This window comes from Pararhizobium sp. LjRoot255 (assembly GCF_964252905.1).
GTDB lineage: Bacteria > Pseudomonadota > Alphaproteobacteria > Rhizobiales > Rhizobiaceae > Pararhizobium.
The window spans coordinates 320,713-332,851 of the sequence record NZ_CAXUPQ020000001.1 but is presented as its reverse complement, the minus strand read 5'-3'; the positions used below and the strand labels follow the sequence as shown (position 1 = coordinate 332,851).

Annotated in this window: 9 protein-coding genes; 2 read left to right on the top strand and 7 right to left on the bottom strand. The window is 61.1% G+C overall.

What is annotated here, in order from left to right:
- Positions 1-236: 236 nt before the first annotated feature.
- Complete coding sequence (locus ACSQ2W_RS01680; protein ID WP_436084678.1) at positions 237-989, top strand: carbonic anhydrase; 753 nt, start codon at positions 237-239, stop codon at positions 987-989.
- A gap of 70 nt (positions 990-1,059) precedes the next feature.
- Here ACSQ2W_RS01680 and ACSQ2W_RS01675 read toward each other — a convergent pair whose 3' ends face one another.
- Together ACSQ2W_RS01675 and pepN are read right to left on the bottom strand one after the other, a co-directional pair.
- A complete protein-coding gene (locus ACSQ2W_RS01675) occupies positions 1,060-3,459 on the bottom strand; it encodes a PAS domain-containing sensor histidine kinase (RefSeq protein WP_436084677.1) in 2,400 nt (799 codons plus the stop codon).
- A gap of 208 nt (positions 3,460-3,667) precedes the next feature.
- On the bottom strand, positions 3,668-6,316 hold the full coding sequence (gene pepN / locus ACSQ2W_RS01670) for an aminopeptidase N (RefSeq protein WP_436084676.1): 2,649 nt from the start codon (positions 6,314-6,316) through the stop codon (positions 3,668-3,670).
- A 488-nt stretch (positions 6,317-6,804) separates the two neighbouring features.
- On the opposite strand from pepN, the gene ACSQ2W_RS01665 reads away from it, so the two are divergent.
- Positions 6,805-7,743, top strand: a complete 939-nt coding sequence (locus tag ACSQ2W_RS01665) for a DMT family transporter (protein ID WP_436084675.1) — start codon at positions 6,805-6,807, stop codon at positions 7,741-7,743.
- A gap of 17 nt (positions 7,744-7,760) precedes the next feature.
- Here the strand turns inward: ACSQ2W_RS01665 and ACSQ2W_RS01660 are convergent, their stop codons facing one another.
- The 5 genes from ACSQ2W_RS01660 to ACSQ2W_RS01640 form a co-directional block, all read right to left on the bottom strand.
- The gene (locus tag ACSQ2W_RS01660) at positions 7,761-9,041 is read right to left on the bottom strand and encodes an MFS transporter (RefSeq protein WP_436084674.1); all 1,281 of its coding nucleotides are present in this window, start codon (positions 9,039-9,041) and stop codon (positions 7,761-7,763) included.
- 226 nt (positions 9,042-9,267) lie between these two features.
- Positions 9,268-9,414 (bottom strand): hypothetical protein, encoded by a 147-nt coding sequence (locus tag ACSQ2W_RS01655; protein WP_436084673.1) that lies wholly within the window; start codon positions 9,412-9,414, stop codon positions 9,268-9,270.
- Between the two features lie 70 nt (positions 9,415-9,484).
- Complete coding sequence (locus ACSQ2W_RS01650) at positions 9,485-9,661, bottom strand: hypothetical protein (protein WP_436084672.1); 177 nt, start codon at positions 9,659-9,661, stop codon at positions 9,485-9,487.
- Between the two features lie 151 nt (positions 9,662-9,812).
- Positions 9,813-10,694 carry a uracil-DNA glycosylase gene (locus ACSQ2W_RS01645; RefSeq protein ID WP_436084671.1) on the bottom strand — a complete coding sequence of 294 codons (882 nt, stop codon included), beginning with the start codon at positions 10,692-10,694 and terminating at the stop codon, positions 9,813-9,815.
- A 65-nt stretch (positions 10,695-10,759) separates the two neighbouring features.
- Positions 10,760-12,058, bottom strand: coding sequence for an Hsp70 family protein (locus tag ACSQ2W_RS01640; RefSeq protein WP_436084670.1), 1,299 nt, complete (start codon positions 12,056-12,058; stop codon positions 10,760-10,762).
- Between the last annotated feature and the right edge of the window lie 81 nt (positions 12,059-12,139).

Sequence of the window (12,139 nt, the reverse complement as noted above, 5' to 3'; positions counted from 1 at the left end):
CCGAGTTGCGCAGCTTTTTTCGCTTTTGCGAACATTTGCGCACACTCCGGTGCTGGTGGATTGACAGTGCGATGCCAACTTGAAAGATGCCGCTCCGGGGCTGGTTTTACAACTGCATGAATTCTTGTACCCGCACTGGATCAAGAGCTGAATCGTGCAGAAATTCAAAGCGTTGCGGTCTCCTGTGCATCTGAGGATGCAGAGTGCCGTGAGTTTCAATTCCTAAAGGATTAGACATGGAAAGACGCAGTTTCCTACGCGGATTGGCCTTGCTGGCCGCCTGCCCGCTCTGCACGAAAGGGGCCTTCGCGGCCGAGGGCGCGCATTGGAGCTATGAAGGCCAGGCGGGGCCTGAGCATTGGGGCGAACTGAGCGCCGAGAATGCCGCTTGCTCGGCAGGCTCGCAGCAGTCGCCGCTCGATATTACCGGTGCGATCAAGGCCGATATGCCGGATATCAAGACCGAATGGAAGAAGGGCGGAACCGTCCTCAACAACGGGCACACGATCCAGGTCAAGGTGCCGGCTGGCAGCAAGCTTCGCCGGGGCGACAAGATCTATGAACTCGTGCAGTATCATTTCCACGCGCCAAGCGAGCATCTTGTTGACGGAAAGCATTTCCCGATGGAGGCGCATTTCGTGCACAAGAATGAGAAAAACGGTGCGCTTGGCGTGCTCGGCGTGTTCATTGTTCCGGGCGCGGCAAATAACACCTTTGCGAAGCTCGCCGCTGCCTTTCCGGCGAAGGCGCGAGAGGAAGCGGCGGTCGAGGATTCCGATCCGAGCGGCCTGCTGCCCGCGTCGCTCAGATACTGGGCCTATGAGGGCTCGCTGACCACGCCGCCTTGCTCCGAAATCGTCGACTGGATGGTGGCGAAGGACCCGATCGAGGTCGCAGCGGCTGATATCAAGAAATTCACGGCGCTCTATTCGATGAATGCGCGCCCGGCGCTCACCACCAATCGGCGCTATATCCTGAGTTCCAGTTAGCACATCCGAAACGATACTCGCTGCCATGAATTTGGATTGAAGTTCAATCCCGGAGGCGCCGCTTCCTGGATCAGGCGCTTTCCTCATAGGCTTGATCTTGCGCTATGCTTTTTTTAGCAGAGATCTCGTTTCCGACGCGGTTAATGGCCGCGTCGGGGATCCTGACCGAAATGATCGTGCCGATGGTTTCCAACGACTGAATCCTCATCGCCCCGCCATGCAGATGGGTCAGCGACCGTGAAATGGCCAGACCGAGGCCGGAGCCGCCCTTGCTCTTGGCATACTGGCTCTGTACCTGCTCGAAGGGCTGGCCAATCTTCTGGAGTGCCGCCCGCGGGATGCCGATGCCGGTATCGGCGATGGTGAGCGTCACGGCGCCGGCCACCTTGCGGGCCCTGAGCGAAATCTTGCCACCCTCATTGGTGAACTTGACGGCATTCGACAGGAGATTGAGCAATATCTGCTTCATTGCACGCCGGTCGGCGACCAGCGTCAGGCCGGAGGAGACCTGCTGGTCGACACAGATGTTCTTCTGCTTCGCCGGGATGGTGGTGAAACGCAGCGTCTCCTCGATCAGCGGTGCAAGATCGATCGTCTCACGGTTGAGCTTCATCTGCCCAGCCTCGATCTTCGACATGTCGAGGATGTCGTTGATGACGTTCAGCAGGTGTTTGCCGCTATCATGGATGTCGTGGGAATATTCGTCGTATTTCTCGGAGCCGAGCGGGCCGAACATCTTGTTCTGCAGGATTTCGGAGAAGCCGAGAATGGCGTTCAGCGGCGTGCGCAGTTCATGCGACATGTTGGCAAGGAATTCGGACTTTGCCCGGTTGGCCGCTTCGGCCCGTTCCTTCTCGGCCTGATAATTGGCATTGGCAATCGAGAGCTCGGCCTTCTGACGCTCAAGCGTGATGCGGGAGGTCGAGAGGTCGCCAATGGTCGCCATGAGGCGGCGCTCGGATTCACGCAACCGCACCTGATGGCGCTTCAGCAGCGTGATATCCGTGCCAACGGAAACCAGCCCGCCATCGCGGGTACGCCGGTCGTTGATCTGAAGCCAGCGCTGGTCGGCGAGTTGGACTTCGGAGGTCTGCGAGTGGTTGGACCGGTCGGGATCGGCAATCCGCCTCTCGATGATCGGGCGGGCCGCGGCCGCGTTGACGACGGAGCGCTCAGTGCCGGGCACGAGAACGTGGTCTGGCAGCTTGTAGGCCTGCTGATAGTGGGTGTTGCACATGACGAGGCGATCGTTCTTGTCCCAGAGCACGAAAGCCTCGGAGGTGCACTCGATGGCGTCAGCCAGCCGCTGATCGGCCTCGGCATAACGCTGCGCCAGGCGGTGCTGCTCGGTAACATCCATGGCGATGCCGATCAGGTGCACGCGGCCGGATGCGGTGCGGATCACCTGCGCACGGGCGCGCATCCAGACATAGTGACCTTCGGCATGGCGCATCCGGAAGACCTGGTCGATCTGCCGGGCATCGCCCTTGGCGATGGTGCGCGCAACCTTGTAGATGCTGCCGTCATCCGGATGCATCAGCCGGGCGGCGTCGCCGAAGGAAAGAACGCTGCTCTGCGGAGCCATGCCGAGCATTTCATACATCGACCGCGACCAGAAGAGGCGCCGGTTCGGCATGTCGAAATCCCAAAGACCACAGCGGCCGCGCGACAGCGCCGTTTCGACGCGCAGGTTGGATTCAGCAAAAATCTGGTCCGCGTCGCGGGCGCGCTTTGCCTGGATGTAATAGGCATAGAGCACGACGAGCAGGATGGCCGAGATGCCGGCAAACAGCGTGACGTTCAACGAAACCTCGTCGCGCCAAAGCTTTTCGATCCGCGCCAGCGGCGTCGCAACGAGCAATGTTCCGGCACCGCCCGGCACCTGCATCAGCGCGACGACATGTTCGACGTCGCCGATGAAGGTTTTCATCACCGTCGACCGCTCGCCGAAATATTGAAAGGCGGCGACTTCCGGCGCGACAGCCGCAAGCGTGCGCCCGGTATAGGCGACGCCCTCCGGGGAACTTGCGAAAATTCGCCCGTCATTTCGAATGGTCAAAACGAACGCGCCGGGCTCAAGCATATCTGGCGGCAGGAAGGTGCTGAGGCGCTGCTCTACATCCCACCTTTGAGCCTTGTCGAAAAGGGTCGCGGCATCTCCCTGCAGGGCCGCACTTGCCGTTGCGGCGGCAAGAACCGTTGCCTGGCGCGAACTTGCCTCCATGCGGGCATGTTCGACCATGATGCCGTTGACGCGGGAAATCGCGACGACGAGCAGGAAGGCGGTGATCAGGATCGGGATGGAACGCTTCAGCAGTGGCTCTGCGCGCACAAGGCGCAGCGCTGCCGGCTCCCTAAAAATCCGTGCGTGCTGGATGACGTCCTTCTCCAGGTTCAGGAAACCTGGAAATTTTGGCCGCAACCGCTCACCGGCCGCGCGTCCCCGCTGCGCTTCCGCCATCTTCGTCAATTCTGTAGGTCCTCATGTGATTCGATGCGCCGCTCGCTCGAACCTGACCCAATGAATCAATTGTGATTCGGCTTGTCCAGAAGAAAATGTAAAACTTTATTAACCATTTATCGTCATTGGAAAATCATACTGCTGCGGACGGTGCGCACACAAAAAACGAAAAAACCCCGCAATCGCGGGGTTTTCGGCAGCATCCGCTTGATAATTCCTAGCCTTTCAGCATCCGCTCGACGATGTCGCTGACATCGACGGACAGCTTCGGCGCGGCGGCAATCTCGCGCAGCGCGTTGCGCGCATGCTCGGCCCGGACGTCCTCCAGCGACCGCCACGAGCGCATCGATGTCAGGATGCGTGCGGCCAACTGCGGATTGCGCGCGTCGATATCGAGGATCTGGCGCGCGAGGAAACGATAGCCTTCGCCGTCGGCCCGGTTGAAGCCGGTGGGATTGGAGAAGGCGAAGGTGCCGACGAGTGCCCGGACCCGGTTCGGGTTGGAGCTGTTGAACAGCGGATCGGCCATCAGCGTCTTGACGCGGCCGAGCGCATCCGCCCCGGGGATCGTTGCCTGGATGGTGAACCACTTGTCTATGACCAGCGCATTGTCGGCAAAGCGCGCCTTGAACGCGAAGAGCGCTTCGACCGTCTCCCTGTCATCGGGGAAACGGTGGGCGAGGATGGTCAGCGCCTGGCTGAGATCGGTCATGTTGTTGGCCGACTTGAATGCGTCCAACGCCCGGCCGGGTCGGTTTTCGGCATAGACAAGATAGGAAAGGGCGGTATTGCGCAATGCCCGGCGCCCCGCACTTGCCGCATCCGGGCTGAAGGGGCCGTTGACCACCATTTCGTCCGCGAGGGTCGTAAAGATATCCCGGCCCGCATCCGCGATCGCCGTCATGATCTGCTGACGTCCCGCGTGGATGGCATCCGGGTTGTTGTTGCTGCCGATCTCCCGCGCAACATCGGCCTCGCTTGGCAAGGCCAGTGCCTGAGCCCGGAAGGCGGGCTCGAGCCGCGCATCGGCCGAAGTAGCGAGCAACGCGTCGATCAGCGCCCGGTCGCATTCTGCCTTTGCGTCCTCCCTGGCGATGGCAGTCGCCGTCACCAGGTTCGGCAGGGCGAGGTCGTTCAAAGCCTGCCAGCGGGCGAACAGGTCGCTTTCATGCCTGGCAATATGGGCGCGGTCGGCCGGCGTCTGCTCGAAATGGAGGTTGATCGGCGCGGAGAACCCGCGGTTAAGCGACAGCACGGGGCGCGAGACGATGCCGGTGAAGGTAACGGTCTGCTTGCGTTCGACGAGGTGCAGAACGTCGCCCGTGACTTCGGCGCCGGTGGCTGAAGAAAGGGCGGCCTCGGAGCCGTCTTCCAACAATAGCCCGAGCCTGAGCGGGATATGCATCGGCTCCTTGGCGCTCTGTCCGGGCGTCGCCGGCACCATCTGCTCGAGCGACAGCGTGAAGATCTGCTTGGCCGCGTCATAGGCGGTCGAACCGGTGACGTGCGGCGTGCCGGCCTGATGGTACCAGAGCGAGAACTGCGTCATGTCGCGCTTGCTGACATCGGCAAAGCAGGCAACGAAATCCTCGATCGTCACTGCCTGTCCGTCGTGGCGGTCGAAATAGAGGTCCATGCCCTTCTTGAAGAGGTCCGCTCCGAGCACCGTCGCCATCATGCGCGTGACTTCGCTGCCTTTTTCGTAGACCGTCGTCGTATAGAAGTTATTGATTTCACGGTATTTTGTCGGGCGAACCGGATGGGCGAGGGGGCCGGCGTCCTCCGGGAACTGCTCGGCCTTCAGATGGCGAACTTCGGCGACCCGCTTGACCGTGCGCGAGCGCTGGTCAGCCGAAAATTCGTGGTCGCGATAGACGGTCAGGCCTTCCTTGAGGCACAACTGGAACCAGTCGCGGCAGGTTATGCGGTTGCCGGTCCAGTTGTGGAAATATTCATGCGCGATGATCGCCTCGATATTGGCGTAGTCGGAATCGGTCGCGGTCTCGGGATCGGCAAGCACGTACTTGTCGTTGAAGACGTTCAGCCCCTTGTTTTCCATCGCGCCCATGTTGAAGTCGGAAACGGCGACGATCATGAAGATGTCGAGGTCGTATTCGCGGCCGAAGACCTCTTCGTCCCACTTCATCGAGCGCTTCAGCGCATCCATGGCGTAGGTCGCGCGCGGCTCCTTGCCATGCTCGACATAGATTTTCAGCGCGACTTCGCGGCCGGACATGGTCGTGAACGTGTCTTCGACGACGCCGAGATCGCCGGCGACCAGTGCAAACAGGTAGCTTGGCTTGGGGTGCGGATCGAACCAGGCCGCGAAATGCCGCCCGTCGCCCATACTGGCGCCGCCGAGATAATTGCCGTTCGAAAGAAGCAGCGGCGCGGTTTGCTTGTCCGCAATGATGTTGACCGTGTAGACGGCAAGCACGTCGGGACGGTCCGGGAAATAGGTGATGCGGCGGAAACCCTCCGCCTCGCACTGGGTGCAATAGATATTGCTCGTGCGGTAAAGCCCCATCAGCTTGGTGTTGGCTTCCGGGTTGAGTTCCGTTGTGACCGTGATCTCGAAAGGCGCTGTTGGCGGCAGGTTGCGGATGGTCAGGCTGTCTTGGGTCACATCGTAATTTGCCGCCGGAATCTCTTCCTGGTCGAACAGCAGGCCTGTCAGCTTCAGTTCGTCGCCATCGAGGATCAGCGGCGCTTGCGCGCTGACGCCCTCGCGCCGGTGGAAGATTAACCGCGCTTCGACCTTGGTTTCCTTCGGGTCGAGTTCAAAGGTGAGATCCACTCTCTCGAGGACGAAATCCGTTGGCCGGTAGTCTTCCAGATGAATGATTTCGCCCGTATCTGTCCGCATTGTCTGTCCCGCTGGCATCTCCCGCTATATCATGCTCGGGAAGAGGCTTGGTCATCGTGAAGAGGCTACGCATTCTGCGGAGCTTCGGCGTGGTAGGATAGGTCCTTTTCGGTGGCCGGCGCTGTGTTCCCGTCCATCCGATCTGTCCCGCTCCCAAATCTTGCGTCAGAGACTTACGAAATTCGCCCTAACAATATTTAAATCGGGCGTGTCTTTTTGGCACAGATTGCGCAAATTCCTGGCGGACGTTCATGTTTGTTGACCCGCCGACGATCGCAGCGCTTTCTGCCGCTGGTTCCAGCGTAGGACATTGACGCGGAGGCATCAAATATTTCCGCCTCACATCAAGAAAATTGATCGCCCTTTCCGTTCATCACGCGCTAGACTAATCCCGCCTGAGCGACGGATTCTCCGCTCGCATCCTCCCCGCAGCCCGTCGTGCTTTTGCTTTCGGCTCGCTGCCGTCTTGTCCGCTGAGCGTGCCGCATATGGATGCCGAATTTTCCCACCCGATGAAGGGCATTGCCCTCAAGGTCCTGTCCGTACTGGTTTTCGTCTGCATGTCGACGCTGATCAAGGCGGCCGGCACGGGGATCGCCACGGGCCAGATCACCTTTTACCGCTCGGCCTTCGCCATGGTGCCGATCCTCGGTTACCTCGCTTTCAAGGGCCATCTGCGCACCGCCTTTCACACCAAGGATATTTTCGGCCATCTGGCTCGCGGTTTCATCGGCATTCTCGCCATGAGCTTCGGCTTTTACGGCCTGGTGCATCTGCCTCTGCCGGAGGCGATCGCCATCGGCTATGCGATGCCGCTGCTCGCTGTTGTCTTTGCGGCGGTCTTTCTCAAGGAAACGGTGCGGGTCTACCGTTGGTCGGCGGTCCTGATCGGCCTTGTCGGCGTGATGATCATCACTTTGCCGCGCCTGACATTGCTGCGCGACGGTGGCTTCGGGTCCGGCGAGGCGCTCGGCGCGTTGTCGGTGCTGTTATCGGCAACGCTCGGCGCTGTCGCCATGGTGCTGGTGCGAAAACTGGTCGCCAAGGAACGCACGCACACGATCGTGCTTTATTTCTCCCTTTCGGCCTCCTGCTTCTCGCTGCTGACGCTGCCCTTCGGCTGGGAGCCGCTGCCGTGGAACTCCTTCCTGCTTCTGATGGCGGCCGGTTTCTGCGGCGGCGTCGCGCAGATCCTGCTGACGCAGAGCTATCGTTACGCCGACATGTCGACGATTGCGCCCTTCGAATATACGTCGATCATCCTCGGCCTGATCATCGGCTATTTCCTCTTCGACGATGTTCCGACCGGTGTCATGCTGATCGGCACGGCGATCGTGGTCGGCGCCGGCATTTTCATCATTTTCCGGGAGCATCAGCTCGGTCTCGAGCGCCGAGGTGCGCGCAAGCACGTCACGCCACAGGGATAAATGCCAGGATGGCAGGGTCAGGATGACCTCGCCGGAGCCGTATCGTCTTCGACGAGACCGGCCGGGCGTATCGCCTGGTTCATCGCGTTCACCGCTTCCATGCCCGGCGTCGGCATTGTGTTTGCCTGGAAGTCGGTCTTCGCGACCAGTCCGTCCTTTTGGCTGCGCCGGGCGATGCGCAATGTCGCATAGGCCGCGTAGAGCGCGAAATAGAGCGCAAGCACGACGAAAAGAGCAGGGGGGCCGAACCGGTCCATCACGGGGCCGACCATCAACGGGCCTGAAATCGTGCCGATGCCATAGGTGATCATCATGCCTGAGGAGACCTCGACATATTCGTTGGGCCGGGCAAGATCGTTCGCATGGGCGACATTGAGCGCATAGATCGGAAACAGCACCGAGCCGACGAAGGCGGCGATCACGTAAAGCGCCATCGGGCTTGCATCGACGAAAGCGACCATCGCGAGGCAGGACGCGACCCCGACGATACCGCAGGCGACCATGACGATGCGCCGGTCCATTCTGTCGGACGCGCGGCCGATCGGGATCTGCGAGATCGCACTGCCGGTGAGAAGGGCTGCCAGCAAGGTCGCCCCTTCGGCGGTGGAAAGGCCGATTTTCTGCGTGAAGACGCCGCCGAGATTGAGCCAGGCGCCGGCCATGGCGCCGGCAAGGAAGGCGCCGACGACCGCGACCGGTGAGCGGCGGAAAAGGCCCGGCACATCGAAATTGGCCTGGGCAGGCGGTGCCGGCATGGCGGACGAGGATAGCGCCGTCGGCAAAAGCGCGAGCGAAAACAGGACGCCGCAGAGGATGAAGAGCGAGGAATTCGTGGGGTCGCCCAAGGGCACGAGATACTGCCCGCCGATCGTGCCGACCATGGTGGTGATCAGATAGACCGAAAACAGCATGCCGCGGTTTTCATTGGTCACCCGTTCGTTGAGCCAGCTCTCGATGACGAGGTAGCTTCCCGAGATGGCAAAGCCGGAAATAGCACGGAAGAAGATCCATGCGCGCCAGTCGACCACCAGTCCGCACATCAGGATGGCGATGCTGAGCAAGGTGATCAGCGCGGCAAAGACCCGGACATGGCCGACACGCGCCACGAATTTCGGGGTCACGATGCAGGAGAGGGTGAAGCCGAGCGTATAGCCGGTGGCGATCAGCGAGATGATCAGCGTCGACCAACCCTCGACCACCGAGCGCACCGGCAGCACATAACTCGCCAACCCGAAGCCGATCATCATCAGCAGCGTCGACAGGATCAGGCTGAACACGGATCTGAGGCTGGCCAGCATGGACGCTCCCGGGGGTGCATCTGCCGGATGCTCGATCATGTTCAAGCGGCCAGGCAGGCGTTAAAAACAGGCTTGGAGCGGTTGCGCGGTCAGAACGGTTGGAATTGCACGGCATGCCGCCCTTTGGTTGGAAGGACGAGTGTGGCTCTAACCAATTTCTCCTGCGCTGTCGATTGCGACAGGGCGTGGCGCAGATCAGGCGATCCACGCCTGCGTCCGAGACACATTACTTCGGCAGGAAAGCGCTGATGGCGTGCCGGTCTGACTGTTTCGCAGGGGCATCGATGCTCAGGCGGCTATATTCGCGCGAGGCGCGCACGGCGGTGCCGATGTCTGCGACGGTTTCTATCAGGGCGCGGATGGAAGCGGACATTAACGGGTCTTTCGAAATCTGGGCAGGCGAAATCTTGGCAGGAAAGGACGCGCGCAGGCGCGGCCTCAAATCAACGCTGGATGAATTCGGAAAAGATTTGTACCGGGCGCGTGATGCGGCCGTAACCCGCGGCGGTCATCTGTTCGTTCGCAGCCGAGCCGAAGCTGGCGAAGGGCGTGCGAAGCGGAGAGCCGGCGTGGCGGAGCGTCTCGAAGCCGCTGTGCAGAGGACGAAAACGGGCAGTCATGGTTCAGTTCCTTTTCCAATCCTCCCGTGAGCTTATATTGCGCTGCAGCATTGATTCCGCAATGCGTCATTTTGCGCTGCTGATATGCGTAGCTCGCATGGCTTCATTCATTGTTTGTTCATAAATCAGGCAGGCGGCCGTTGAGACGCTTTTAACCACGAAGCCGGGCGCGAAACGCCAGCAGGTCCTGCCAGGCAAGCCGCTTGCTCGCCGGGGCTGAGATCAGATCCTGCGGATGGAGCGTGGCGAAGGCGGGGATGGTCAGTCCGCCGACCGGGAGATCGCGCCATTCCCCGCGCATATGATGGATCGTGTCAGTGCCGCCAAAGAAGAAGCGGCCGGCGAAATTGCCGAGAACAAGCATAAGCCGAGGCTCCGCCAGGATGATCTGGCGCTCGATGAACGGCCGGCAGATATCGGTCTCGCGCGGCGAAGGCACCCGGTTTCCCGGCGGCCGCCAGGGAATGACGTTGGTGAGCAGCACGGACGTCCGGTCAAGCCCGATCGCAGCCAGCATGCGATCGAGCATCTGCCCCTGCCTTCCGGAAAAGGGGACGCCGTCCCGGTCGTCGTCGCCATTCGGCATCGGGCCGATCACCATGATCCCGGACGACGGGTTTCCGTCGGCAAACACCATGTTGCGGGCGCTGTTTCTGAGGTTGCAGCCCGAAAACGCCTCCATGGCGCTCTTCAGTTCGGCAAGCGAGGAGGCTGATTCGGCAGCAAAACGTGCCTCGGCGATGGCCTGCTCGTCCGGGATGGCCATTTGGGGGACGGGTGCCGTGGCCATGCGACTGCCAGACGGGTTGGAAGTGTCCCGGTTTGTTGCCGGGCGTGGCGTATCGTTCCGTACAAAGGTCTGCGTTTTTTGCACGGCTTGCGAGCCGATGTTGCCACGCGCCGCTTTTGCCTGCACGAACTCGGCGAAACGATCGACCGGATCCTGTTCCAGCAGCCATTCGACGCCCGCTTCCGCATGGAAATGCAGAAGGGCGGCAAGTTCGGCCGGTGTCATCCTGTCGCTGGAGATCATGCTCTACCTTCTACAGAAGGGCCGATCGCCGGGAAAGCGGAAAAGTCGCCGCGTCCTCTGCCATTTCAGGCAGCCATGGCTGTCCAGCGCTCGATATCGTCGCGCTCGCCGATCAGCGCCAGTCCGTGGGCGATAGACAGCAACTCGCCGCCGCTTTCGATGCGATCGCCGGCGAAGCGACTTTCGAAAAGCCGGCGGATGGCGGGCACGAAGGACGTGCCGCCGGTCAGAAACACCTTGTCGATACCGCCGGCTGGCGTATTCGTCGTCGCCAGCACCTCGTCCAGCGCCTCCTCGATCCGGGCCAGATCGGGCGCGATCCAGCGTTCGAAATCGCTGCGCCGCACGGTCCGCCGGCTCTTTTCGCCAAGCGGCGCGAAGTAGAACTCGGTTTCCTCCTCGCGCGACAGTCGCATCTTGGTGGCAGAGACCGCCTGGTACAGCGGATAGCCCTCATCGTGTTCGACAAGATCGATGAAGGTTTCGAGCTTTTCCGGCTCGACTGCCGAGCGCACCAGCTGCTTCAAGTCGGCAAAATCCTTCAGCGTCTTGAAGATCGACAGCTGGTTCCATCGGCCGAAATTGGCGTAGTAGCTGGAGGGCACGTCGAGCAGCTTGTCGAAGCTCCTGAACTGGCTGCCCTTGCCGATCAGCGGCGAAACGACGTTGTCGATGATGCGGAAGTCGAAGTGATCGCCGGCGACGCCGACGCCTGAATGGCCGACCGGAACCGCCGTCAGCTCGCCCGCGTGGCTTTCGAAGCGGATGATCGAATAGTCCGTCGTGCCACCGCCGAAATCGGCGACCAGCACGGTCGCGTCCTTCTTCAGGTTCTGGGCGAAATAGAAGGCGGCCGCCACCGGTTCGTAGACATAGTGAACCTCGGGAAAGCCGAATGACGACAGCGCCCGGTCGTAGCGCTCGAGCGCCAGCGCTTCGTCCGGGTTGCTGCCGGCGAAACGCACCGGCCGGCCGATGACGATGCGGCCGTAATCCTGTTTCCAGCCATCGCCGGCATAGTCGGCGATCCGGGTGAGGAAAGACCGCATCAGGTCTTCGAAGCCATGGCGCCGGGCAAAGATCAGCGTGCCCTGGAAGAGGGGGCTTGCCGCAAAGGTCTTGATCGACTGCAGGAAACGCGCTTCGCCGGGATTGTCGATGAACTGCTGGATCGCCGCCTGGCCGGCCTCGATCTTCACGGCCGCAGCACCCAACTGCGCGTGCTTCATGAAGGACAGGGCCGTGCGCATGGAATCATTGGTTCCGGCGGTGCTGGTAAAGCTCAGCGATTGGGTTGTGTCGCCATGCGAGGCGGCGAGCACCGAATTGGTCGTGCCGAAATCGAAGCCGAGGGCCTTGGTCATAAGTGTCTCCAATGCTCGTCAGTGCATGTTCTTGTTCTTCAGTCCCACGCGTCGAAACGCCGCATCGTCAATTGACGCCGG

Coding starts and splice junctions, on each gene's coding strand:
- ACSQ2W_RS01680 (WP_436084678.1), top strand. CDS start 237: ATGGAAAGACGCAGTTTCCTACGCGGATTGGCCTTGCTGGCCGCCTGC.
- pepN (WP_436084676.1), bottom strand. CDS start 6,316: ATGCGGACAGATACGGGCGAAATCATTCATCTGGAAGACTACCGGCCA.
- ACSQ2W_RS01665 (WP_436084675.1), top strand. CDS start 6,805: ATGGATGCCGAATTTTCCCACCCGATGAAGGGCATTGCCCTCAAGGTC.
- ACSQ2W_RS01660 (WP_436084674.1), bottom strand. CDS start 9,041: ATGCTGGCCAGCCTCAGATCCGTGTTCAGCCTGATCCTGTCGACGCTG.
- ACSQ2W_RS01655 (WP_436084673.1), bottom strand. CDS start 9,414: ATGTCCGCTTCCATCCGCGCCCTGATAGAAACCGTCGCAGACATCGGC.
- ACSQ2W_RS01650 (WP_436084672.1), bottom strand. CDS start 9,661: ATGACTGCCCGTTTTCGTCCTCTGCACAGCGGCTTCGAGACGCTCCGC.
- ACSQ2W_RS01645 (WP_436084671.1), bottom strand. CDS start 10,694: ATGATCTCCAGCGACAGGATGACACCGGCCGAACTTGCCGCCCTTCTG.
- ACSQ2W_RS01640 (WP_436084670.1), bottom strand. CDS start 12,058: ATGACCAAGGCCCTCGGCTTCGATTTCGGCACGACCAATTCGGTGCTC.